Source organism: Streptomyces albireticuli, assembly GCF_002192455.1.
Lineage (GTDB): Bacteria > Actinomycetota > Actinomycetes > Streptomycetales > Streptomycetaceae > Streptomyces > Streptomyces albireticuli_B.
In genome coordinates, this window is sequence record NZ_CP021744.1 from 7,065,753 (window position 1) to 7,089,886 (window position 24,134).

The 24,134-nt window shown below is 72.4% G+C and carries 18 protein-coding genes; 7 read left to right on the plus strand and 11 right to left on the minus strand.

Annotation, left to right across the window (positions count from 1 at the left end):
- Nucleotides 1-116: 116 nt before the first annotated feature.
- Nucleotides 117-1,619, plus strand: coding sequence for an FAD-dependent monooxygenase (locus SMD11_RS30440; RefSeq protein ID WP_087930821.1), 1,503 nt, complete (start codon nt 117-119; stop codon nt 1,617-1,619).
- Between the two features lie 63 nt (nt 1,620-1,682).
- On the opposite strand, the gene SMD11_RS30445 is transcribed toward SMD11_RS30440, so the two are convergent.
- The 3 genes from SMD11_RS30445 to SMD11_RS30455 all read right to left on the minus strand — a co-directional run bounded on the left by SMD11_RS30445 (nt 1,683) and on the right by SMD11_RS30455 (nt 4,145).
- Nucleotides 1,683-2,567 carry a ricin-type beta-trefoil lectin domain protein gene (locus tag SMD11_RS30445; protein WP_159395403.1) on the minus strand — a complete coding sequence of 295 codons (885 nt, stop codon included), beginning with the start codon at nt 2,565-2,567 and terminating at the stop codon, nt 1,683-1,685.
- 17 nt (nt 2,568-2,584) lie between these two features.
- The gene (locus SMD11_RS30450; RefSeq protein WP_234366233.1) at nt 2,585-3,523 is read right to left on the minus strand and encodes a ricin-type beta-trefoil lectin domain protein; all 939 of its coding nucleotides are present in this window, start codon (nt 3,521-3,523) and stop codon (nt 2,585-2,587) included.
- 199 nt (nt 3,524-3,722) lie between these two features.
- The gene (locus tag SMD11_RS30455) at nt 3,723-4,145 is read right to left on the minus strand and encodes a cysteine/serine endopeptidase inhibitor (RefSeq protein WP_087929502.1); all 423 of its coding nucleotides are present in this window, start codon (nt 4,143-4,145) and stop codon (nt 3,723-3,725) included.
- Between the two features lie 385 nt (nt 4,146-4,530).
- Between SMD11_RS30455 and SMD11_RS30460 the strand changes: the two genes are divergently transcribed.
- Both SMD11_RS30460 and SMD11_RS30465 read left to right on the plus strand, forming a co-directional pair.
- Nucleotides 4,531-5,424 carry a glycoside hydrolase family 19 protein gene (locus SMD11_RS30460; protein WP_199843988.1) on the plus strand — a complete coding sequence of 298 codons (894 nt, stop codon included), beginning with the start codon at nt 4,531-4,533 and terminating at the stop codon, nt 5,422-5,424.
- A gap of 127 nt (nt 5,425-5,551) precedes the next feature.
- Complete coding sequence (locus SMD11_RS30465) at nt 5,552-5,941, plus strand: hypothetical protein (RefSeq protein ID WP_159395405.1); 390 nt, start codon at nt 5,552-5,554, stop codon at nt 5,939-5,941.
- Between the two features lie 137 nt (nt 5,942-6,078).
- On the opposite strand, the gene SMD11_RS36025 is transcribed toward SMD11_RS30465, so the two are convergent.
- Together SMD11_RS36025 and SMD11_RS30470 are read right to left on the minus strand one after the other, a co-directional pair.
- Nucleotides 6,079-6,249 (minus strand): hypothetical protein, encoded by a 171-nt coding sequence (locus tag SMD11_RS36025; RefSeq protein ID WP_199843989.1) that lies wholly within the window; start codon nt 6,247-6,249, stop codon nt 6,079-6,081.
- 127 nt (nt 6,250-6,376) lie between these two features.
- Entirely contained in the window at nt 6,377-13,729 is a 7,353-nt protein-coding gene (locus tag SMD11_RS30470; RefSeq protein ID WP_087929504.1) for a type I polyketide synthase, read from the minus strand.
- A gap of 154 nt (nt 13,730-13,883) precedes the next feature.
- Between SMD11_RS30470 and SMD11_RS30475 the strand changes: the two genes are divergently transcribed.
- Complete coding sequence (locus SMD11_RS30475; RefSeq protein ID WP_087929505.1) at nt 13,884-14,912, plus strand: 3-oxoacyl-ACP synthase III family protein; 1,029 nt, start codon at nt 13,884-13,886, stop codon at nt 14,910-14,912.
- 75 nt (nt 14,913-14,987) lie between these two features.
- On the opposite strand, the gene SMD11_RS30480 is transcribed toward SMD11_RS30475, so the two are convergent.
- Nucleotides 14,988-17,009: an ABC transporter ATP-binding protein gene (locus SMD11_RS30480; RefSeq protein ID WP_087929506.1), complete on the minus strand. Its 2,022-nt coding sequence runs from the start codon at nt 17,007-17,009 to the stop codon at nt 14,988-14,990.
- Complete coding sequence (locus SMD11_RS30485; protein ID WP_087929507.1) at nt 17,006-17,476, minus strand: NUDIX domain-containing protein; 471 nt, start codon at nt 17,474-17,476, stop codon at nt 17,006-17,008. The genes SMD11_RS30480 and SMD11_RS30485 overlap by 4 nt, the downstream gene beginning before the upstream one ends.
- Nucleotides 17,477-18,012: 536 nt before the next feature.
- On the opposite strand from SMD11_RS30485, the gene SMD11_RS30490 reads away from it, so the two are divergent.
- A complete protein-coding gene (locus SMD11_RS30490) occupies nt 18,013-19,350 on the plus strand; it encodes a cytochrome P450 (RefSeq protein ID WP_087929508.1) in 1,338 nt (445 codons plus the stop codon).
- Here the strand turns inward: SMD11_RS30490 and SMD11_RS30495 are convergent.
- The 4 genes from SMD11_RS30495 to SMD11_RS30510 form a co-directional block, all read right to left on the minus strand.
- A complete protein-coding gene (locus SMD11_RS30495; protein ID WP_087929509.1) occupies nt 19,338-20,360 on the minus strand; it encodes an endonuclease/exonuclease/phosphatase in 1,023 nt (340 codons plus the stop codon). The genes SMD11_RS30490 and SMD11_RS30495 overlap by 13 nt on opposite strands.
- A gap of 160 nt (nt 20,361-20,520) precedes the next feature.
- On the minus strand, nt 20,521-20,832 hold the full coding sequence (locus tag SMD11_RS30500) for a hypothetical protein (protein WP_087929510.1): 312 nt from the start codon (nt 20,830-20,832) through the stop codon (nt 20,521-20,523).
- Between the two features lie 82 nt (nt 20,833-20,914).
- Nucleotides 20,915-21,775 (minus strand): leishmanolysin-related zinc metalloendopeptidase, encoded by an 861-nt coding sequence (locus tag SMD11_RS30505; protein WP_087929511.1) that lies wholly within the window; start codon nt 21,773-21,775, stop codon nt 20,915-20,917.
- Nucleotides 21,776-22,166: 391 nt separating this feature from the next.
- Nucleotides 22,167-22,772: a TetR/AcrR family transcriptional regulator gene (locus tag SMD11_RS30510; protein WP_087929512.1), complete on the minus strand. Its 606-nt coding sequence runs from the start codon at nt 22,770-22,772 to the stop codon at nt 22,167-22,169.
- A 74-nt stretch (nt 22,773-22,846) separates the two neighbouring features.
- Between SMD11_RS30510 and SMD11_RS30515 the strand changes: the two genes are divergently transcribed.
- Together SMD11_RS30515 and SMD11_RS30520 are read left to right on the plus strand one after the other, a co-directional pair.
- Complete coding sequence (locus SMD11_RS30515) at nt 22,847-23,104, plus strand: hypothetical protein (RefSeq protein ID WP_087929513.1); 258 nt, start codon at nt 22,847-22,849, stop codon at nt 23,102-23,104.
- Entirely contained in the window at nt 23,097-24,116 is a 1,020-nt protein-coding gene (locus tag SMD11_RS30520) for an alpha/beta hydrolase (RefSeq protein WP_234366234.1), read from the plus strand. Before SMD11_RS30515 ends, SMD11_RS30520 begins: the two co-directional genes overlap by 8 nt.
- The last annotated feature ends 18 nt before the right edge of the window (nt 24,117-24,134 follow it).

The following is a 24,134-nucleotide window of genomic DNA, read 5'->3' on the forward strand; positions in this document are numbered from 1 at the left end:
GGCGGCGCCGCCTAGCCCACGCCCGGCCAATCCGGGGAACTCCCCTTTCCGCAGGGCGCCTTGACGGAGAGAGGCCCGCCCCGAAAGGTGGGGGCGTGACGTTCCCCGGCTCGGACATGGACACCGGCGTCCTCGTCGTGGGCGCCGGCCCGACGGGGCTGCTGCTGGCGTGCGAACTGGCCCTCGCGAGCGTACGGACCCTGGTGATCGACAAGCGCCCGAAGCCGCACCGGGAGTCACGGGCGCTCAACCTCCACCCCCGCAGCATCGAGCTGATGGACATGCGCGGGCTGGCCGGCCGTTTCCTGGCCGCGGGCCGTACGGTGCCGGGCTGGCAGTTCGCCGTCAGTCTCAAGAGGCCGCTCGACTTCACCGCGCTCGACACCCGGCACCCCTACGCCCTGCTTCTCGCGCAGGCCCGGACCGAGGCACTGCTGGCCGAAAGGGCCCGGGAGCTGGGCGTGGAGATCCGTCGCGGACACGAGGCCGTCGCCCTCCGGCAGTACGCCGGGGGAGTCGAGACCGAGGTGTCCGGCCCGGGCGGACCCGTCGTGATCCGTTCCGCGTACGTGGTCGGCTGCGACGGCGGGCGCAGCTTCGTCCGGCAGGCGGCCGGAATCGGCTTCCCGGGGACGCGGGAGACGATGACCGCGGTGGTCGGGGACTTCGCCGTCGCCGACCACGCGCACAATGAGCGGGCCCGGCGGAACGGCGTGCTCGTCTCCCGCCTGGAGGCCGGGCTGACCCGGTACGTGGTCATGGACCCGCGCCGGATCCGGGTGCCCTCCACCGAGCCGGTGACGCCGGAGGAGTTCCGCTCCTCACTGGTGCGCGTGTGCGGAAGCGACTGCGGCATCGGCGACCCGCGGTGGTTGTCGCGCTTCGGCAACACCACCCGCCTCGCCGCCCGGTACCGGAGCGGCCGTGTCCTGCTGGCCGGCGACGCCGCGCACATCCATTTCCCGGTCGGCGCCCAGGGGCTGAACACCGGACTCCAGGACGCCATGAACCTCGGCTGGAAACTCGCCGCCACGGTTCGCGGCTGGGCACCACCCGGCCTGCTGGACACCTACCACGCCGAGCGTCACCCGGTCGGACACGCCGTCACCACCGGCACCCGCGCCCAGACCCTGTTGGTCGAACTTCCCCTCACCGAGCAGTACGCGGACCCCGCGAGGCACCTGTGCGAGCTCCTCGACACGCTCCTGGACATCGAGGACGTCAACCGGCACCTGGCCGGCCGCATCTCGGCCCTCGACACCGTCTATCCCCCCACCGCCCCGGACGCCGATCCGCTCAGCGGCCGGCGCATGCCCGACATCGGCCTCACCACGGCGGCGGGCCCGACCCGGGTCCACGAGTTGCTGCGCGACGGCAGATTCGTGCTGCTCGGCCTGGGCGGCGGGCAGCCCCCGCACACCGCCGCCACCCCGGCCTCGTCCGCCCGTGCCCGCGGCGTCGACGCGCAGGGGCACGGCGACCACCCGGACCTGACGGACGTGAGCGAGATCCTCATCCGGCCCGACGGGCACATCGCCTGGGCCACCCGCGCGACCGATCCCCGCGATCTCCACGCCGACAGGGCCGGCGCACTCACCGCCTGGACCGGCGCCTGCTGACCGAGTACTCGGTCAGCAGGTTCGCGTGCGGTCCCGTGGTCAGGTCCGGCACCGGCGGGGCGGTCAGTCCCCGGGGATCGTGAACCGCTGGGAGTCGGTCCCGTTGCACTGGTACATCTGGAGCCGGCTTCCGTTGGCCGTATTGCCGTTGGGCACGTCCAGGCAGTATCCCCACTGGGCGTTCCGCAGCTGACCCTGCTCGTAGGCCCACTGCTGAGGCGGCGTGCCGTTGCACGCCCAGAGCTGGGCCTGGGCGCCGGTGGCCGCGCCCGCCGCGTCCAGGCACCAGTTGCCCAGGTCACCGGCGCGCAGCGCCGAGCCTTCGTGGCGCCACCACTGGGCGTTGCTGTTGTTGCAGTCGTAGGTCTGGACGGCCGTGCCGTTCTCCGCCCGGGAATGGGCGATGTCCAGGCACTTGCCGTCCTTGCCCCGGATCTCACCGCCGGACGCCCGGTGGAAGGTGAGGTTTCCGTCCGACTGATCCCAGCGGCCGTAGAGACCCCAGTTGGCCCAGCCGCCGTCGCTCTGGAGCCGGAAGGTGCCCGAGTCGAATACCCAGACGTTGTAGTAGACGCCGTTCGACTTCCGTACCAGTGCCCGGAACTTGAACCCGGTGAGGTCGTGTGTGAAGCGGGCGTCGGAGACCGTCACGAGCAGGTTGTAGTGGCCGTTCAGGGCCGGGCCCAGGCCGTTGATCAGACTCCCGACGTAGTCGCCCCGGCTCTTGGATCTGTTCTGCTGGTGGAGGTCGCGCAGCCGTTGGTCGAGCCCCCAGCCGGGCTGCCCCTGGGTGATGTTCACCTCGTCGTCCGCGGCGGCGGCGCGCGTCGCGGTCGTCGGGCCGGCGGGCGCGGCCTGCGCCGGGAGGGCACCGCCGAAGCCGAGGGCGAGTGTCGTGCAGGCGAGCAGCGCGAAGCGCGCGGCGGGCCGGACTGCTGTGATCGTCATCTTCGTCTCGTCTTCGGCTAAGGCAGGGTGAACTGCTGGGAGGAAGTGTCGTTGCACTGCCACAGCTGGAGCCGGGTGCCGTTGGCGGTGTCCCCGTTGGGGATGTCCAGGCAGTAGTTCCATTTGCGGTTGCGCAGGGAGCCGTTGCCGACGTAGTCCCACTGCTGGGGCGCGGTCCCGTTGCAGTCCCACAGCTGTACCTTGTCGGTCCAGCCGCCTCCGCCCGCGTCCAGGCACTTGTTGCCGAGTCCGGCGACCTTGAGCGCGGCTCCGTCCCGGTACCACCACTGGGCGTTGGTGGCGTTGCAGTCGTGCATCTGGATCGGGGTGCCGTTGTTGGTGGAGCTGGACTGCACGTCGACGCACTTGCTCTGCTGGTCCAGCTTCTTCACGCTGTTCCCGGGCTCCTGCTGGAAGGTGACGCCGGAGGCGTCACTGTTGTAGTGCCCGCAGAAGCCCCAGTTGCGCCATCCGCCGTCGCTCTTCAGACGGAAGGTGCCGGATTCGAAGATCCAGTAGTGATACGTGGCGGAGCCGGACGCGTTGTAGTGCAGCCGGCCCTCCCAGCGCACCCCGTTGAAGCGGGGTTCGTAGGAGGCGTCCTCCTTGACCATCAGTACGTTGTAGTGGCCCTGGACCATCGCGCACGAGTCATTGATCATGCCCTGGACGAAGGCGCCCTGGTCCTTGGCCTTGTGGTTGTCGAAGAGCTTGATCAGGTAGCCGATGATGTCGACGAGCGCCTGAAGGGCGTCGACAGGCCCTGCCGCGGCTGCCACGCGCGGGCTCGGCCCGCTGTTCCGCAGCGCTTTGGCCGTACGTTCGGGGAGCGGCCTCACGGGCATGTCCTGGCCGTCGGTACCCATGCGTAGGCCCGTCGCCGGGGCCGGCTTCGTGACGGCCGGCGCGGCGAAGGCGGACGCCTCCGTCCCGCCGGTCAGCAGTACGGCGGCCATGAGCACGGCGACGAGCCCTGCACGGGATCTATGTGGTGTTTGCCCCCTTCTGGGGGAGTTGCGGAATAGGGTGGCATTCATGACGCGACCGTAGATGCGTCCAGTCAAGAGGTGATGAACGCGGAATCAACGGATAAGCGGTGTTCTCGGCGCGAGCGGCGTTCGGGTGCGCGAGCCCGGGGCTCGACGGACCCGGGGCTCAGCGCACGAACTTCCAGGTGATGCCGTTGACCACGCCCCTGTCGAGCGGTGCCAGTTTCTGGAAGGCCGGCCGGCCGAGGTCGATGTGGGTGCGGTCGCAGGAGAGGCACTTGTCCCTGACCGGCACCCTGATGGTCTTGCCGTTGTAGCTGACCTCGATTGATATGCCCTTGCAAAGAGGGTCGTTGTTGGGATTGGCGGAGGTCCACCACGAGGGCGAGACCGCGACCAGGTCCTGGGAGTCCGCGTCGATGGCCGTTCCGCAGGCGCCGTATCCCTTGTCGGTGTAGTAGGTCATCTTTCCGTTCATCGGCTGGCCGATCGGAACGTCGGCGGCCGCCGGTCCGGCGGCGACGGCAATTCCGGTGGCCGCGGCGGCCAGGACGACAGCCGCGGAGCGCACAGCTCTGATTCCACGCATTGGTCTCTCCTCATTCAGGGGTGGTGGGCGGGCGGATGTACTCCACGGACCCAGTGGAGTGAGCGCCCCGGAAACCGGCATCAGGGAGCCGTCGCGGCTCGCCGGTCAGGAAGTCGAAGGACGGCGGCAATTCTTCGGCACGCGTCCGGCTTTCGGTCCATGAGTGCCATGCGGGAGGACATCGACGCAAGTCCTCGCCGCGACAGTTGTCCGGAATCGGTTGGCAAATGCGCCTGGTTCGGCCGCCCATGACACATGTCGTTGACAACGAAGTTGAAGAGTTATTCACTGCGCAAGAGCGACGGCCGCAGGCGTCTTCCGCCGGCCCCGTCGTGCTTTCAGCGAGCGAGTGTCACCTCAGCGATCCGACCCCACAGGAGCCGCCGTGAAAAGAAACCGCTTCGTCACCTTGCTGCTGGCCGTACTGGCTCTGGTCGGTACGGCCCTCCTCGTACCGACCGGCACGGCGAGTGCCGCCGGCCCGTGCGACAACGCTTCCAACTGGACGGCCGGAACCTGGTATCCGGCGGGCACGGTCGTCCGGTACACGGACGGTAAGTACTACGTCGCCGAGCACGACAATCCCGGCTACGACCCGCTCATCAGCACGTGGTACTGGGATCCGTACACCTGTCAGGGCGGCGGGAACCCGGGGACCGGGAAGTTCCCCGTGACGGAGGCCCAGTTCCAGCAGATGTTCCCGGGGCGGAACTCCTTCTACACGTACAACGGGCTGATCGCGGCGCTGGCCGCGTACCCGGGATTCGCCGGCACCGGCAGTGACCAGGTCAAGCGGCAGGAGGCCGCGGCCTTCCTGGCCAACGTCGACCACGAGACCGGGGGCCTGGTCCACATCGTGGAGCAGAACACGGCGAACTATCCCCACTACTGCGACCGGAACCAGCCCTACGGCTGCCCGGCCGGCCAGTCCGCCTATTACGGCCGAGGTCCGCTCCAGCTCAGCTGGAACTTCAACTACAAGGCCGCGGGCGACGCCCTCGGAATCAACCTGCTGAACAACCCGTCGCTCGTCCAGACCGACGCGGCCGTCTCCTGGAAAACCGCCCTGTGGTACTGGAACACCCAGCGCGGTCCCGGCACCATGACGCCGCACGACGCGATGGTCAACAGCCGTGGATTCGGGGAGACCATCCGCAGCATCAACGGCGCCGCGGAGTGCGACGGGCGCAACCCCGCCCAGGTGCAGAGCCGGGTGAACAGCTACCAGCGATTCGCCCAGATGCTGGGTGCGGCTCCGGGCGGCAGCCTCTACTGCTGAGCACCCGGGAATGCGGCCGGCCGGCAGGCGGGCCCGGCCGTTCGTCGCGTCGCTCCCGGCCTCGTCCCGATTGAGTGCAACTCCCCAGCAGCGGTTAGGCTTTGGTCCTTCTTGAGAAGGGGCGCTGATGGGCACCAGGTTTATTGAGGTAGACGAATCGCGGCAAGGTGAGCCGGGTGTGCGGAAGGGAGGCAGAACATTGACGGTAGGGGACCAGTCCATCACCCAGGACGCATGGGTCAAGGTCGAAGCTTACGACGATCTCGACCCGACCGTGACCGGGGACGTCCATCTGCACACGTTCGCGGTCCCGGGTATGGAGGTGCGCGTCGGGGCCGCGAAGAATGACGAGGACGGAAGCAGCGAATTCGAGCCCAGATTGATCCCGTCTGTCCAGTATTACCAGATCGAGCTCGGGCCCGATTCGCTGAATAAGCTCCATGACGCGCTCAAGCCCTTCATCGCGGCCGCGAAGGAATGCGAGCCGCCGAAGGGCCGCAAGGTGCGCGGCAAATAGTCCGCGATGTTCCTGTCCGCTGGGAACCGGGCGGCACCGTGCGGCCGCCCCGTCCCCGGCGACAGAGACGCGGGGTCGGGGGGCGGGCGGCTCGCCGACGTGACCCACGCCGCATGCGCGACAGGTGAGCAGATGCCCTATTGGCTGCCGGTCGGCGGATCCGCCCTCCCCGGCACCAGAACGGCAAGAGTGCTGCGCGCCTCACGCCGCAGCGCGCCGCGCCGGGCGAAGGTCGCGGTGAGAGCGAGGACCGAGACCGTGCTCCCGTAGAACACGGCGGCGATCGTGGAGAGGAGCCCGATCGACATCGGGCACGCACCTTTCTTCCCCCGTCCGGCCCGCCCGGCTCACAGCCCGGGGCGGGCGTTGATGCGTTTCCCCTCCACCATACGCACGCCGTCAACTCCCCCTCCGCGCCCGGCCATAGGCCCAGGGTCAGTCCGCTGTACCGGTCGCCCCCAGCCGCTCGTGGACCAGCCGTGCGAACTGCGCCAGCGTGCGGGGGCCGCCGATGAGTTCGGTGGGGGACAGCTGGACGCCGAAATGTTCGCGGGTGCGCAGGAGGAATTCGGTGCTCATCAGGGAGTCCAGGCCGAACTCCTCCAGCCGGCGGTCCGCGTCCAGCTCCGCCGGGTCGGCGCGCAGGACGGTGGCGAAGACGCGGGTCAGGGCCTCCGTGACGGCGTGCACGGCATCCTCGGGGGACAGCGTGGCCAGGTGGCGCAGGAACTCTTCGCGCGAGTCGTCCGATTCCGCGGCACCGGCCGGGACGAGGGCGGCGTAGCGCGGCGCCGCAAGGGCCGGGAGGGCACGGCGGGCGCGGCCCCAGCGGTAGCGGCCGACGCCGGAGACGTCGGTGCCCGTGGCGACGAGGTGGTCCGCGGCGGCGAACGCCTCGGTGGGAGCCAGGGGTTCGAAGCCGAGGTGGGCCATGGAGGCGCCCAGGTCGTTGCGGGCGACGTACCCCGTTCCGGAGATCGGGCCCCAGGCGATCGCGGTGCCCGGGCGGCCGGCGTGGCGGCGGGCGCGGGCCAGGGCCTCCAGGTAGGCGTTCGCGGCGGCGTAAGGGGCCTGTCCGGGGTTGCCGATGCTCGCGACGACCGAGGAGTACAGCAGGAACAGGCCGACGTCCGGACCGCGGTCGGCGGTGAGGCGCTCCAGGACGTCCGCTCCGGCGATCTTGGGGGAGAGGACGGCGGCGAACCGTTCGTCGGAGAGGTCGGCCAGCAGGGCGTCGTCGAGGTGCATGGCGCAGTGGACGATGCCGCGCAGGCGGTGCCCGGTGGCGTCGACGGCCTCGACGACGCGCCGCATGGCCGTCCCGTCGGTGACGTCGGCGGCGTAGGCGGTGGCATCGGCGCCGCGCTCGGCCAGCCGGGCGAGGGTCTCGGCCGCCTCCGGCGCGTCCGCCCCGCGCCGGGAGACCAGCGCGAGGTGCCGGGCGCCCCGGTCGGCGAGCCACCCGGCCGTGGCGGCGCCGAAGCCGCCGAGCCCGCCGGTGACGAGGTAGGTGCCGTCCGGGTCCAGGAGGGGGACGGCGAGGGCGGGCTCGACGGGCACGGGCTCGTCCAGCGGGTCGAAGGCGACGACCACCTTGCCGGTGTGCTGCGAGTGCTGGAGCAGCCGGAACGCCTCGTCCACGCGGGCGGCGGGGTGGACGGTGTGGAGGAGCGGGCGGTAGGTGCCGCGGACGATCCGGTCCGCGACCTCCCGCAGCAGGGGCGGGCACCGCAGAGGGTCGAACATGACACTGTCGAGGTTGAAGCCGAGAAAGGTGAGGCTGTGGTGGAAGGGGCGCAGCAGAAGCGGATTGTTGAGGAAGATGTCGCGTTTGCCGAGCTCGATGAAGCGGCCGTTGGGGCGCAACAGGCCGAGTCCGTGCGCGATGGCCTCCCCGCTGAGGGAGTTGACGACGATGTCGACGCCCCGGCCCCCGGTCAGCTCCCGCACCCGTGGGACGAAGTCCAGGCTGCGCGAGTCCAGTACGTGGGCCGCGCCGAGGGTGCGCAGCAGATCGCGCTTGGCCTCGGTGCCCGCGGTGGCGATGACGTGGAGGCCCAGAAGCCGGGCGCTCTGGAGGACGGCCAGGCCCACCGCCCCGGCACTGCCGTGCACCAGGACCGTCTCTCCGGGGAAGGTCCGGGCCTGCTCGGCGAGGGTGTGGTGGACGGTCAGGAACGCCACCGGGAAGGTCGCGGCCTCGGCGTAGCTCATGCCGTCCGGGAGGCGCAGTGACGTGGCGGCCGGCGTGACGGTGTGCGAGGCCAGTGACGCGGGCATCGGCCCGAGCACCCGGTCACCCGGCGTGAGCGTGGTGACCCCGGGTCCCGTGGCGCGGACGACGCCCGCGCAGTCGGTGCCCAGCCCGCGGCTGAGCGGGGTGCCTTCGACGGCCTCGGGCGGCAGCAGCCCGTTGGCCCGCATCGGGTCGCGGTAGTTGAGGCCGACGGCCCGGACCTCGACGAGGATCTGGCCGGGGCCCGGCCGCGGCAAGGCGGTCCGGCGCCAGACGAGCCGGCGGGAGAGCCCGGGGTCGCGCACCTCCAGGACGTACGAGGCGGGGCCGGGAACGGCGTCCGGACGGTCGGCCGGGCGCTGGAGCTGGCGGGGGACGAAGCGGCCGCCCCGGGTGAGGACGATCTCGTCCTCGTCGCCCGGCGCGAGCAGCTCGTGGGCCAGCCGGCGGGCGTCCGCGGCAGGGGCGCCGGAGCGGTCCAGGGAGATCCGGCGCAGGGACAGGCCGGGGCGCTCGTTGGCCAGGACACGGGCGGCGCCCCACACCGCGGCATCGGCCGGGTGGGCGGGGCGCTCGGGCGCGGGGAACAGCCCGCTGGGACGGGTGACCAGCCACACCCCGCCGATCTCCCCGGAGCGGGCGGCGCTCAGCGCGCGAAGGACGGCGGCGCGACGGGTCGTCAGGGCGACCGCCTCCGCGGAGGCGTCCGTGGAGAGCAACAGGACGACGCCGGGCGCGGCATCCCCGGAGGGCAGGGCGGCGTCCCAGGCGGCCGGGTCCTCGGGGGCGGCGACGACAGGGGCGTCGCCGAGCAGCTCGGCCAGTGCCCGGGCGAGGGGGACCTCGTCGCGGCCCTCGGTCGCGACGAGCCAGGCGGCGCCCGGATCCGGCGCGGGTGGCGCGGGTCCGTCCGCCGGCGGACGGTCGGCGGACGCCAGCAGGACGGAGCGGTCCTCGACACCCGTACGGACCGCGCCCGTGAAGCCGCACGTGGCCAGCAGCGGCAGCCACCTCTCCCGGGCGAGCAGCCGGTTCTCCGGGCGCAGCGCGTGGTCGCCGCGCTGCCAGAACGCCTCGGCCGCCCCGAGGACGAGGGCCGTACGCCAGGTGTCGTGCGGCTCGGTGGCGAGCAGCAGACCACCGGGGGAGAGGAGGCTGCGGACGTGCCCCAGCGTGGCCGTCAGATCGGTGGCGGTGTGCAGCGCGTCCCCGGCGACGACCAGGTCGAAGCCGCCGTCGGGGAAGCCCTGGGAGAGCGGGTCGCTGTCCAGGGCGAGGACGCGGTGGTCGACGAAGTCATGGGCGGCGAAGCGGTGCCCGGCCCGGGCGAAACCGGCCGCCGTGGCATCGGTGCAGGTGAAACGGGTGCGGTCGGCCGGGAGCAGGGGCAGCAGGGCCGCGGTGAGGGCATGGGTGCCGACGCCGGCCTCCAGCACCCGCAGCGGGCGGTCCCCGGGCCACCGCCGGACGGTCTCGGCCACGAGCGCCATGGCGACGCGGTGGGTGAAGCGGCGGGCGGGCGCGGTCGCGTGGAGCTGCTCGACCATGGGGTCCCCGGGAGGCAGGAGTTCCGCCGCCGCGGTGGTGCCGCGCAGCACTTCGGGCAGGTGGCGCAGCTGCCGGTTGACCAGGACGGTTTCGGCGGCGCAGGCCGGGTGGTCCTCCACCAGCCTCCGCAGCAGCTCGCCCGGGCGCGGCACGGTGCGGGTGAGCCGCCACCGGCCGCCGTCCACGGGCTCGGCCAGCCCGTGGCGCGCCACGAGCGGGAGCATCAGGCGGACCAGCCGCCGGTGCTGGGGCCGCAGCCCCCCGGCGACGAGCTCGCCCGGGGTGAAGGTGGCGGCCGGGTCGGTGAGCAGCCCGGCGAGGGCGGCCGCCCAGCAGTGGGCCCCGGCCTCCTCGGTCGCGGCGGCGCAGCGGTCGTGGCCGCTCTCGCGCAGCGCCGCACGCGCGGCGGAGACGCGGTCCTCGACGGCCGCCAGCAGAGCGGCGGGCGGCGGCAGCGGGGAGGGGGCGGCGGGCGACAGGGGGAGCGGTGCGGCGCGCAGGACGGTGCGCTGGACGGTCACCGGTGTGTGGTCGGTGTTGTCCATCCGGCGGGTGCGGCAGCCCTCGATCTGTGCCGTGACGGTGCCGTCCTCGTCGGCGTAGGTGATGTCCCAGCAGAACTCGTTCTCGGTGCGGGCGCGTTGGCGCAGGTGCGCGAAGCCCGTCGGCGCGGGGGTGCGCCAGACCCGCACCGCGCCGAACACCGAGGGCAGGTAGGCCCGGCCGCTGTCCATCCACTCCTCGACCAGCGCGACCGTGGCCTGGAGCGGGCCGTCCAGCACCACGGGGTGGACGGTGTACGGGGCGCCGGGCTCCTCGTGCCGGTAGGAGGCCAGCAGCTCGCCCTCGCCCACGTGCACCTCGCCCAGCAGCTGGAACGCCGGTCCGACACCGAGGCCGACGCGGTGGCAGGTGCGGTAGAAGTCCGCGGCGGCGACCGTACGGGGGCACCGCGCGCGCAGCGCCTCCGGGTCCAGCGGTGCGGGGGCCGCCCCGAGCAGGGTGCGGACCTCGGCCCGTACGACCGGCTCGCACGCGTCGCCGCGGCCCTGGCCGCTGCTGATGGTCAGCGCGCCGTCGGCCGGGGTCACGGCCGTCTGGAGGCGCACGCCCTCCGGGTCGGGCCAGCCCAGGGCCAGTGGCCGGAAGATCTGAAGATGCCGCACCTCCGCCGGGCGGCCCAGCGCCAGTCGCCCGGCCGACAGGGCCATCTCCAGGTACCCGGCGGCCGGCATCAGCACCGTCCGCGCGATCCGGTGGTCGCCCAGCCAGGGCGTCAGCTGCGGCTCGACGGCGCTCTCCCACAGCGCGTGGGGGGCCGGGAGCCGCTCGCCCAGCAGCGGATGGTCGAGCCGGCCGGTGCCGCTGGTGCGCACGACCATGTCCTGCGGGGCCCCGTGCCAGTACCGCTCGCGCTGCCACGGGTAGGCCGGCAGGTCGGCCACCCGGCCCGGGACGGGGAAGTGCGCCGGCCAGTCCACGGCCGCACCCGTGGCGATCAGCTCGGCGACGGCCGCGGCCACTTCCCGCGGCCCGTCGCCGGCCCGGCGCAGGGTGGGGACGTAGGCGGCGCCGGCGCGCCGCAGATAGGGCCGGAGCACCGGGTGCGGGCCGATCTCCAGGAGGATGCCCGCGTGTTCCGCGACGACGTGGGCGACGGCCGCGGCGAAGCGGACCGGCTCGCGTACGTTGCGCCACCAGTAGCCGGCGGTCAGCGCGTCCCCCGGCAGCGGGGTGCCGGTGACGGTCGAGACGAACGGCACCCGGGCCGCGGCCGGGGCCAGCCCGGCCAGCGCGGCACGCAGCGGGTCCGCGATCGGGTCCATGGCCCGGCTGTGGAAGGCGTGGTCGAGGTCCAGCTCGCGGAAGAAGACGTCCCGGGCGCCCAGTTCGGCGCCCAGGGCGGCCAGGGCCCGCGGGTCGCCCGCGACGGTGACGTCCCGGTCGCTGTTGATCCCGGCCAGCTCCAGCGCACCCTCGTAACGGGCCAGCGCCCCGAGGGCCTCCGCCTCGGACAGCCCGACGGCCGCCATCCGGCCGGACCCCGCCGTCACCCCCTGGGCGCGGCTTCGTTCGGCGATCACCCGGGCCGCGTCGTCCAGGGTCAGCGCTCCGGCCACATGGGCGGCGGCCACCTCACCGACGCTGTGCCCGGTCACCGCCGAGGGACGCAGCCCCTGCGCGGCGAACAGCGCGGCCAGGCCGGTCTGCACGGCGAACAGGACGGGCTGGGCGATCTCGGTGCGCCGCCAGGCCGCCGGGTCCGGCGCGGCCAGCTCCCGCGCCACCGACCAGCCCAGGTGCGGGACCAGGGCGGCGTCCGCCTCCTCCACGGCGGCCCGGAAGACGGCGTCGGCGGCCAGCAGATCCGCGGCCATGCCCGGCCATTGCGAGGCGTTGCCGGAGAAGACGTAGGCCACCGTGGAGCGGTCGGCCGTACGCGCCAGCGCCCCGGCGGCGGGCGTCCCGGCGAGGAGCCGGCCGAACTCCTCCGCCGCACGCTCCGGCCCGTCGGCGAGGACGGCCGCGCGGTGCGGGTGCGCGCTGCGGCGCAGCGTGCTGGTGCGGGCCAGGTCGTAGAACTCCTCGGGGGCGGCCTCGCGCAACCGGGCCGAGATCCGCCCGGCCAGCTCCCGCAGCGCCGCGGCCGAACGGGCCGAGACCACCACCGGCAGGGTGGCCCCGGTGCGCGGCCGGTGGCCCTCCGGCGGGGCGGGCGGCGGGGTGAGCACGGCGTGGGCGTTGGCCCCGCCGAAACCGAAGGAGTTGACGCCCACCGCGGCCCGCTCGCCCACGTCCAGCCCGATGGGCTCGACGGTGGGGGCGAGGCCGAGCCCCGCGAAGTCGATGGCGGGGTTCAGCGGACGGGCGTGCAGCGTCGCCGGGGCCGTACCGTGCCGCAGCACCAGCAGCGCCTTGAGCAGGCCCGGCATCCCGGCGGCCGGTTCCAGGTGGCCCACGTTGGACTTGACCGAGCCGATGGGCAGCGGCCCCCGCGTCCGCCGCCGCCCCAGGGCGCGCCCGATGGCGGCCGCCTCCGCCGGGTCACCGGCCGGGGTGCCCGTGCCGTGCGCCTCGAAGTACACCAGGTCGTCCGGCTCCACCCCCGCCCTCTCGTACACCGCGCGCAGCAGCGCCTCCTGGGCGTGGGAACTGGGCAGGGCCATGCCCTGGGTGCGGCCGTCGCAGTTGGTGCCCGTGCCGGCGATCACCGCGTGGATCCGGTCGCCGTCGGCCAGCGCGTCGGCCAGCGGCTTGAGGACGACGACGCCCCCGCCCTCGGCGCGCACGAAGCCGTCGGCGTCGGCGGAGAAGGCCGCGCACCGGCCGCGCCGCGACAGCATGCCCGCGTGCGAGAAGCCGGCGAAGGCGTAGGGCCCGACCAGCACGTTGACCCCGCCGGCCAGGGCGGTGCGGCTGGTGCCGTCCAGCAGCGTCCGGCAGGCCCGGTCGAGGGCCACCAGGGCCGAGGAGCAGGCGGTGTCGACCGCCATGCTCGGCCCGCGCAGGTCGAAGCAGTACGACAGGCGGTTCGCGGCGATCGACAGGGTGCCGCCGCTCATGGCGTAGGGGCTGGTGTGGTTCTCCTGGAGCATGACGAACTGGCCGTAGGCCGGGTCGGAGACGCCGATGTAGACGCAGGTGTCCGAGCCGGCGAGGGACTCGGCGGGGATCCCGGCGTCGTCCAGCGCCTCGGCCGCCATCTCCAGCAGCAGCCGCTGCTGCGGGTCGACGAACAGGGCCTCTTTGGGCGCGATGCCGAAGTAGCCCGGGTCGAAGCGCGCCACGTCGTCGAGGAACCCGCCGGCGGCCGTGTAGCTCCGCCCGGCGCGCACGGTCCCCGGGTCCACGAAGCGGGTCTTGTCGAAGCGGTCCGCCGGGACCTCGCCGACCAGGTCGCGGCCCTCGGTCAGGGCCGCCCACAGCCCGGCCAGGTCGGTGATCCCACCGGGCAGCCGCAGGCCCGCACCCACCACAGCCACCGCGCGGTCACGCTGTCCCATGACATGCACCATTCCCCCCGCAGGATCCGCACCGCTCCGATGGGGCACGGGAGGAATGCCCAACATCTTTACTGATCACTCGAATTGTAGCTCTATATAGTGAACTGACCTGCTTGAAGCTTGAATTGACCTTTGGAATGGCTACGGTGATGCCGTGTCTGACACCCGGCGTGCCCGTCTGGCGGCGGCAGCGGTCCACCTGCCGCCCCGCTACCGGACCATGGCCGCCATCCGGGAGCGGATCGCGGCCTCGGGCGGGGCCTACGTCCCTCCCGTCGGGCTGCTGGAAGACCTCACCGGAGTGCGCGGGGTCCATGTGCGCGACGAGGGCGTCCAGGCGTCCGACCTCGCGGTGGCGGCCGCCGCCAAGGCGCTGGAAGCGGCGGGTGCCGGCACCGACGACGTCGACCTGCTGCTGTTCGCCGCCACCAGCCACGACCTCCTCGAACCGGCGACCGCGCACATCGTGGCCGCCAAACTCGGCCTCGTCTGCCCGGTGTTCGACATCAAGAACGCCTGCAACAGCGTGCTCAACGCGGTGGAGACGGCATGCGCCTTCATCGCCGTGGGCCGGTACCGCACCGTGCTGATCGCCTGTGGCGAGACGCTCACGGAAACCACCCGCTGGCGCCTGCCCGACCACGAGGCACTCCTGCGGGCCATGCCCGGCTACACCGTCTCCGACGCCGGCGCCGCCCTCGTCCTGACCGCCGGCCCCGCGGGGGAACGCGACCCCGGCGTGCTCTCCCTGGCCTTCGGCGGGGACTCCACGGCCTGGGAAGCCTGCACCCTGGCCGGGGGCGGCTCGCTGCACGGCCGCTCCACCGACGACGAGCACACCACCGTCCGGCTCAACGGCAGCCTGCTGCACGACGCGTTCGACGTCCTGCCCCTCGCGCTGGAGGTCTTCGCGCACCGCGAGATGGAGGCGGTCCGCGCGAGCGCGTTCATCGCCTTCCACCAGATATCGATGCCCCAGTTCCTCGACACGTCGGCCAAGCTCTGCCTGCCCGCCGACCGCTGCCTGGCCACCGTGGCCGAGCACGGCAACTGCGGAGCCGCCTCCCTGCCCCTGCAACTGGTCGCGGCCCAGGAGTCCGAGCGGGTGGAGCCGGGGGACCTGGTGGGACTGATCGGCCTGGCCAGCGGAGCCTGCTTCGGCGTCGTCCAGGTGCGGCTGTGACCTCGACGGACCGCCCGTTCCCGTAGCGGCGGGAGGCTCGATGCCGTCGCAGGGAGCCTCCCGCCAGGGCTCCGGTCAGAGCTGCCCGCCGCTCTTCCTCACCTCGCCGGGCCGGCGCGGCCCCGGCACGGGGGCGTCCTGGAACTGGCGCCGCTGGAGCTCGTACAGCTCGTGGAACATCCCCTGGGTGCTCAGCAGGCTCTCGAAGGTGCCGCTCTCACACAATTCACCTCGGTGCAGGACGTGGATGACGTCGGCGTGCCGTACGGAGGCGAGCCGGTGGGTGATCAGGACGACCGTGCGGCCGCCGTCGGCGAGTTCGCGGATCTGCTCGAAGACCTCCAGCTCGGCCCGTGCGTCCAGGGCCGAGGTCGGCTCGTCGACGATGAGGATCCGCGCGTCCCGGTAGCGGGCGCGGGCGATGCCCAGGCGCTGCCACTGGCCGCCGGAGATCTGGTGTCCGCCTTTGTAGCCCTTGGACAGGAGGGTGTCCCAGCCGCGCGGCAGTTCCTCGACGACCTTGTCGGCGCCCGCGTCGGCGGCCGCCGCTTCCAGTGCCTTCTCGTCCAGGGGGCGGTCGGTGCGGCCGATGGCCACGTTCATGCGGCAGGTGAAGGGCCACCGGTGGAAGTCCTGGCTGACCATCCCGATCCGGGAGAACAACTGCTCCCGGTCCAGGTCCCCGGCGGGCACCCCGTCCCACAGGATGTGACCGTCGTCCGGCTGGTAGAGACCGGCCAGCAGTTTGGACACGGTCGTCTTGCCGGAGCCGTTCTCCCCGACGAAGGCCACGATCTTGCCCATCGGGATGTCGAGGGACACGCCCTTGAGGGCCGGCCGCTCGGGCTCCCGCAGGGTGCCGGCGTCCGCGGCGTCGTCGTCCGGGTAGTGGAAGGTGACGTTCTCGAAGCGGATCAGGGACGGTGTACGAGGCACGGGGAGCCCGCCCTCGGGGATGGCGCGCTCGGCCGACTCCTCGTAGAGGCGCTCGAGATCCATCACGTAGCAGGACTCCTCGTAGAGGTTGTTGACCTGGAGGACGAGGGTGGCCAGGCTCTGTCCGCCGGTCCGGGTGGCCAGGACGGCCGTGCCCGCGACCGACAGGTCCATCACCCCGGCCACCAGCAGCCCCATCAGGGCGAGGTAGGTCACGACCACGGCGGCCCCGGTGAGGACGGAGGCGATCAGGCGGACGCGGGCGGCGCTGTCGGCCAGCCGGGACTGCTCGGCCTCGGAGTCCTCCGACATGCTGCGGAAGTGCTCCACGAGGAACGGGCCGACACCGTGGACACGGATCTCCGGAGCGGGCCCGGTGCGCATCAGGGTCTGGCTCAGCAGTCTCCCGGCCCGCGAGTGCTGCACCCAGCGCAGATAACTCGCGTAGCGGGTCCGGGAGTTCCGCAGGGCGGCCCAGGAGCGGGGCACGGTCGTCAGGGCGAGGAGCGGCAGCAGCACCGGGTGGAGGACGGTGAGCACACCGGCCGCGGCGGCGAAGGACACCAGGGAGCCGATGACGCCGGTGCAGTAGCCGATCATGCGCCGTGACGCGGCCGCCCCGTACTGGGCCGAGTCCAGCAGCCGGTGGAAGTCCGCGTCCTCGATCGCCGACAGCTCGACCCGGACCACCCGTTCCAGGTACAGCTCGGTCGCCACCCGTTCGACCTTCGGCTCCAGCCGGCCGGTGCCCGACGTCGAGGCCGACGTCGCCAGCGCGCTGACCATCCCGGCGAGCGTGACCACGATCAGCGCGGGGACGGCGGCGCGCAGGCGGTGCTCGATGCCCCCGGCGGCGAGGACGGCGGTCAGGACGCTGTTGACCGCGACGAGTCCCACCGCCTGGCCCGCACCCCGGGCCAGCTCGGAGGCGCCCACGACCTTCAGCGCGCGGCGGTCGGCCCGCCAGGCCAGGCGTACGGTCGAACGCACCAGGCGCGGCAGGGTCCTCGCCATCGCCCACAGCGACATGTCGAAGTAGGCCGTCTCGTGCCTGGCCCAGCCGTTGTCGTACAGCAGTGGCCCGCCGAACAGCAGCTGTTCCGACGCCGAACCCCGCGGCGCCCCGTGCCCGGTCGGTGTGCCGGTGGTCCGCCGCGTCATACCGTGCCTCCGGTTTCCTTGTTCCAGCCGTGGGTGGACAGCAGTGCGCCGGAGGGGAGCCGGGACAGCACGGTGGCGGCGTACGGCGGGCAGTCCGCGGGCGGGCGCGCCGGGTCGGCCCACACCAGCGCCGGGCCCTCCCCGGACGCCGCACCGTGCGGCCGGCCCGACCACTGCTGCGCGGTGAAGATCACGCCCAGTCGGCCGAGCCCGGTGGGTGAGCGGTGGTGGATGAGGTGGCAGAACTCCAGATCCTGCCGGCGTACCCGGGCACCCGTCCCGTGGACGACCTCGCGCAGCGCCGTGTCCACGACGCTCTCGCCCGAGGCGAGGTGTCCGGTGGGCGGGACGAGCGGCCCGTCGCCGTAGAGGTCCCTGGGCCGGCGCCGCAGGAGGACGCGGCCGTCGTCGCGGTGCAGCAGGACCATCACCTCGACGCGGCAGACGGAAGGCGGCGGGAGACTCATGCCCACCTGCCCGTGGAGGTCGTTTTGCCGGTCCGGCCGGTCCGTGCGGATCCCGCGTGTTCGAACCGCAAGGGCGCCTCCGGAGCCTTCTCGTGACGGTCGTGATGGTGATGCACCGCGCCTCCTCGTTGACGTGCTGATCGGACGAGTGATCGGGAAAACGACCCCCGATCGGGGGCGTCACGGCCCCCAGGGGGCGTTCCGTCGCGCGGAAATTCGAGCCGCCGTCAATCGGCCCGCAGATCCTGGGCCGGGGCCCGGTCGGCGTTTGTGCGATTCACCCTGGCGTGGTCGGTCACCCGATCCGGGACTTGCGTTGCTGACGGAAACGATCAGATGGCGCCCCCGTTCCCCCGGCCGGGGCGCGGCGGCCGAGGCCGCTTTGCACCTGGGGTGGTGTGGTGACGGCGGTCCCCCGGCCGCGGCACGGTGGAACGGCCGACGGGCCCGGCACGCACGGCGCCCGGCCGTCGTTGTGCACAGGGAGACATCGGTCGTCGCCCTGCGCGCCGGGCTGTCAGCGAGGAGGAACGGTCATGGACATTCCCGGACCCGAGCCCCAGGAGGACGGCGGGACCGGCGCCGTCGCGGCGGCGGGCGGGCTCCACCACTACCAGTTGCGGCTGCACGCCGAGTACGGGCCCGTCGTGCGCTTCCAGCTCCCGGGCGCGGAGACGGCCGTGTCGATCGCCGACCCCGTGCTGCTGGAGGCCACGGCCGGCATCGACAAGCGGCCGGAGCGGCTGTTCCAGTTCCTGGACCCGCTGTGCGAGGCGGGCAACCTCCAGGTGCTGCCGGCCGACGAGCACACCCCCTGGCGGCGGCTGTTGCTGTCGGTGCTGGCCGGGCGGCCCTCCCACGAGCGGCACTTCCCGCGGTTCACCACGCTGGCGACAGCGCTCGCCGACCGCTGGGCCGAACAGGCCGGCCGCGGGCCCGTCGAGTTGCAGAAGGACCTCACCGGGCTGTCCCTGCGGATGATCTGCGAGTACGCCATGGGCGGTGACGTGACGGACCCGGACGGCGTCGTCACCGCGTTCGAGGACGTGCTCACCGAACATCTGGGACGGCTGTACCAGGTGCCGGTCCCGGGCACGCGGGAGGAACGGGCCCGGCGGGCGGAGGAGGCCCTGGCCTTGCTGCGTGCGACGGTCGACCAGGTGGTCGCGGCCCACCGGCCCGGCGGCCGCACGGACCGGAGCGATCTCATCGGGGCGCTCATCGAGGCCGGTGAAAGACCCGCGCGGATCCGTGACACCGTCATGGTGACGATGCTGGCCGCCCACCACACGACCGGAGTGGCCGTCTCATGGACGCTGCACCTGCTGGGCCGCCACCCCGAGGTGGCGGAACGCGTCACCGACGAGCTGGACCGCGTGCTCGGTGACCGTGCGGCGCCCGCGTACGCCGACCTGCGGCGCCTCACCTACCTCGACATGGTCCTCAAGGAGTCGATGCGGCTGTACCCGCCCGGCCCGTACGGGGCGCGGGAGGCCACCGAGGCCGTCGTCGTGGGCGACTACGAGATCCCGGCCGGGACGACGATCTTCTATCCGTTCCGGGCCGTCCACATGAACCCCGACCACTGGCCCGAGCCGGAGAAGTTCGTCCCCGAGCGTTTCACCCCGGAAGAGGAGGCCGGGCGGCCGAGGCTGGCGTACGTCCCCTTCGGCATCGGGCCGCGCGGTTGCGAGGGCGCCGGCCTGGCCATGGCCGAGGCCGAGCTGGTCCTGGCCCTGCTGCTCAAGCGCTTCCGGTTCCGGCCCGCGCCGGGACACGTGGTGACCCCGGTCGAGCGGTTCGTGCTCTGGGCGGCCGACGACATCCGGATGGACGTGATCCCGCGGGCGGGGGGTGGGCCTCAGGCGAGGTGAACCCGCATGCCGATGGGGTAATGGTCGGAGTAGCCGTCCCTGTTGACCGGCTTCCCCATGCCGCCGAAGATCACGGGTTCGGGGTACTTCCCCGTACTGATCATGTCGGGCGGCTGCGTGACGATGTGAACGGAGTCCGGATCGGCACGCAGGGCGGAGTTGGCCTTGAGCATGTTCTTGTTGACCAGGAACTGGTCGAAGACGTTGGCGAAGCCGTCGAAGTACAGGGTGCCCGAGGGCAGCCGGACGTCCGCCTCACCGGCTTCGGCGCGGCGTTCGTCGACGCCCTCCACCGGCCACATCAGGTTCCACAGCAGCGGCGCCTCGGTGGCGTTCATGACCTTCGCGCGCTGACGTGTGCTGAGCGCGTGGCGCGTCAGCGAGACGTCGAACGGCTCGTCGTTGAAGTCGCCCATGGCCAGCACCGGGGTCTTCACGCCGTGTACTTCCAGGACCCGCTCGTGGAAGAAGGAGAGCGTCTCGCCGGCCACCGCACGGTACCCCTCCGACTCCAGGTGCCCGCCTCGGCGCGAGGGCCAGTGGTTGCCGAACACCGCCCATGTGACTCCGTCAGCGGTCCGGAAATTCACCTGGAAGAGCTCCCGGGTTCCGGTGCGGCGCATCACCACGTGCTGGAACTGTTCGTCGGCGGGCGCCGTGAAGAGCGTCGAGTCGAAGATGAACGCGACGTCGATGCCCCGCTGGTCCGAGGTGTCGGCATGCGCCACGTCGTAGGAACGGTTCGGCAGCAGCACCGTGATCGCGTCGATCAGGCCACGCATGACGAATTCGTTCTCGATCTCGCACACGCCCAGCAGGTCCGGGCCCTGGCCGTCGTTCATCTTCGCGATCACCGACGCCAGCCGGCTGATCTTCCGGTCCCGTAGCTCCGGCGTCCAGCCCCGCAGGTCGCCGGCCAGGACGCGGGCGAGTTTCTCGCTGCGCCGTGGGGAGTTCTCCTCGTCGAAGAGGTTCTCCACGTTCCACCATGAGACATAGACGGAGGCCATGGGAACACCCACCCTTCCAGCGGCGGATCCGCTCGGGGGCGTCCTTTGCGCGGCCCGGGAAGAGCGCGATGCACAGCCGCCACAGCTGTTTTCACAGTAAGTCGAGGAGATGCCGGCCGCCAACGGACGGAGTGTGACGCCCCGGCCGTCCGACGTCGCGTCACCCCTCCTCGTGAGGCGGCCTCCCCACGTCCTCGTGAGGCAGTCTCCCCACGCTCGCACGGTCGACCGACACGTACAGGCCGCTGCCGGTGACCACTCGGCACCGCTCGCCCTCCTCCCGGAGGACGACCACGGGTGTTCCCGCGGTCAGGGTCCCGTCGGGTCGCGGGTGCGGCTCGGCCCGGTCGAACCAGTACGGCTGGTCCTGTTCGAGGACGTGGTCGAACCGGTTGGGCGCGGGCCGTACGACGTTGTCACGGGGGACGAGCGCCTCGGCGCCCAGGACGGTGACGTCCGGCCGCAGGACCACGTACGGTTCTCCTTCTTCCGGCGCGGTCCCGCGCCCGTTCCTCGCGTGACGCTTTCGCTCACGGCTCATCGGTGAGCTTCCCTCATGCCGCGGTGACCAGGCTGTCCGAGGGCAGCACGGTCGGGATGGTGGGCAGCACGATGCCGACGTCGATGGGGGCGATGTGCGTCCGCAGCTCGCCCTCCTCGGCCAGTGCCAGGAGGCTGGGCATGCTGTAGTCGTCGGCGGCCTCCAGGTCCACCACGTAGCCGAGGTCTTGCAGGGCCCCCACCGACAGACGGCTCAGCGGATTGGGCGCTTGCTTGACGAAGCCGGTCATCAGCTCGTTGGCGAACACCTTCTCCCGCCAGTGCGCGTCGCGGGTGCCCGGCTCCCCTTCGTTCTCCACCGGTACCGGCTTGAGCTCGTCCGCGTCCCTCAGCCTCCGGTACTCCTCCTGGGCCTGCTGGCCGCGGAAGATGGGATTGTCGCCACCGATGCCCTTGACCAGCCCCTTCTTCCGGGCGGGTGAGGTGATGAGGCCGATGACGTGCCCCATCTCATGGGTGATCACATCCACCAGTGTCCCGTTGGCCTGCATGCTGGCCAGGTCGTCCTTGTCGAAGGACATGATGCCCGTCGCGGGAAGGAATTCCCCGGGTCCACCGGGCGGCCTGAGGAAGCCCGGTCCCGCCTGACCCAGGATGACTCCCGGTCCGTCGATGGCCGAGCCCTCGGCCTGGATCAAGAGGTCGTCGATGATCCTGCCGTTGACGTTCACGTCCGGCAGATCTCCGACGATGACCTTGACCCAGCGGTCCGCCGCGGTGGTGAACGCGGCCTTCTGCGCCTGGTTCAGACCGCCGAGGAACTCCACCTCGATCGTGTACGGCGACGTGCTCGAGGCGAGTGAGCGGGCACGCCCCTCGTCGGCTCTCGCACAGTAGGTCTCGTATTCAGCCATGATCTCCCTCCTCCATGGGAGGGCCTCCGCGGCCCGCACCGGAGCACCGCAGGAGACGCCCTGCAAAGCGGGGGCCGTGCGGGGAGTTGTCCCTGGAGATCGGCTATGGGGTGCCTCACGCAGCGAGGGCAAGCTCTCAACAGGTCCCGAGCATCTTCGACAGGCCCCCGGCACATCGCGCGCATCGGCTCTACGCTGTGTCGTCCCGTACTGACACGGCGGCCTTCGACGCTGCTCCGAGCAACGGTCGGGTCGCCGCCCAGTACTTACTACGCTACGCTTCCTCGCCCACGTATCAACCCGGGAGGGGACGCCCGGTCATGCGCCTTCGGTGTGCGTCCTCGGTGTTCGTCCGGGTCCGGTGTTCTTCCGGCCGGACACCGTGCTCGGGTCACCGCGCGGCGGCCCTGAGCGCCGCGAGTCGCCGGTCGAGCGTCGCCAGGGCGGCATCCGGGGTGCGGCGGCCCATCAGGACCTGCATGCTGAGTCCGTCGGCGAGGGCGATCAGGGCGTCCGCCTCCCCGTCGGTGTCGGCGTCGGAGCGGACGTCGCCGGACGCCTGCGCCGTGCGGAGCAGCAGGGCGACGAGTTCCGCGAGTCCGTCGTACTGTTCGCGCTGGACGGCCGCCAGGGCGGGGGTGACGGCCGCGTGGGCGGCGAAGGCGAGCCAGGCCCGGTTCTCCGCCAGGGTCGTCCCGTCGTGCGGCATGATGCCGGCGAGTGTGTGCCGCAGCATCGTCGTGGCCGAGTCAGGGTCGGCGGAGTCCGCGATCCAGCCCTGCACGCGGGCGCTGACCCGCTCGTTCATGTCCTCCACGACGGAGGCCATCAGCTCTTCCTTGCCGGTGAAGCAGCGCTGTACGGCTCCGACCGAGACACCGGCCCGGGCCGCGACGTCGCGCATCGTCATCCCCTCAAGTCCCTCTTCGCTGACGAGGGCGAAGGCCGCCGCCACGATCTGACGCCGCCGGCTGTCGTAATCCACCTGTCTGGGCATGCCTCCGATTCTAGTGATACTTTCGTATCGATACGAGCGTATCGAATCCCTGACGGACGACCGGAGGAAACGGCATGACCGTGACGCGCACGAGGCAGCACACCCCCAGCGGTTGGCAGCGCACCCGCTGGCTCCTGGGAGCGATCCTCTTCGTGCAGGGCTTCGGATCGGCCCTCACCGAGGCGCTGTGGAGCACCGGCTTCGGCGTGGCCGGCATCCTCAGGGGCGCGGGACTGCCGCAGTGGACCGATCTGGCGGTCGGCGCCGTCGGCGCGGTACTCCTCGGCTGGGCGCAGGCCGTGCGCGGCGCGGAACGGCGAGCCCGTGCCTGAGCCGGTGAACGCCTCCCCGCCCAGCGGGGCGTCCGAGTGCGCCCCGGCCCGTGGAGTCGGCCGGCGGCGGCTGTTGCGGGGGGCCGGGGCGGTGGCCGCCGCGGCCGGTACGGGCGCCGCCGCGGGCGGTCTGCTCGGCGCGCGCGTCGGGAAGGAAAGCGGCGCGCACGGGAAGCGGCCCACCTTCCTCCTCGTGCACGGTGCCAACAGCAACGCCTACGCCTTCGCCCCGTTGATCGCCGCCCTCACCCTGGAGGGCCACCGCGCGCTCGCCGTCGACCTCCCCGGCCACGGAGCACAGGCGAACTTCCCGCCCTCCTACCAGGCACCGCAGGACCTGGCCGCGTTCACGAACGCGCCGTCACCCGTCCTCTCCAGGACGTCCCTTGAGGACAACGCCCGCCACGTCGCGGGCGTCGTGCGCCGCCTCGCCCGGCAGGGCCCGGTCGTCCTGGTCGGCCACAGCATGGGCGGCGCCACGATCACCAGAGTGGGCAATCAGGTGCCCGACGCGATAGCCCGGCTGGTGTACCTGTCGGCGTTCTGCTGCGTCCGGATACGCAGCGTCCTCGACTGCTTCCTGGTGCCGGAGGGGAGGGCGACGCTGCTCCCCACCATCCCGAGCGTCGGCGATCCCGAGCGAACCGGTGTGCTCCGTAACAACTGGCGTTCGGCGGACGCCGGCTTCGTCGCCAAGGCGAAGGCCGCCTTCGCGGCGGACTACAGCGACACGGCCTTCCGCAACGCGCTCAACACCTTCGAGCCGGACGAATCGGCCTCGCTCATCCGTGACGACGCCCGCGGCCACCCGGCGACGTGGGGCCGCGTACCCCGCAGTTACCTGCGCTTCACCCTCGACCGCAGCATCCCGCTCGCCCTCCAGGACCGGATGATAAAGGAGGCCGACGCGGCGACTCCCGGCAACCGGTTCGACGTCCGCTCCCTGCGCGCCCCGCACCTGGGGCCCGCCGATCCGGCGCCTCTGGCCGCCGCCCTCGCGGGACTGGCGTGACGGCAGGCTCCGGCGCGA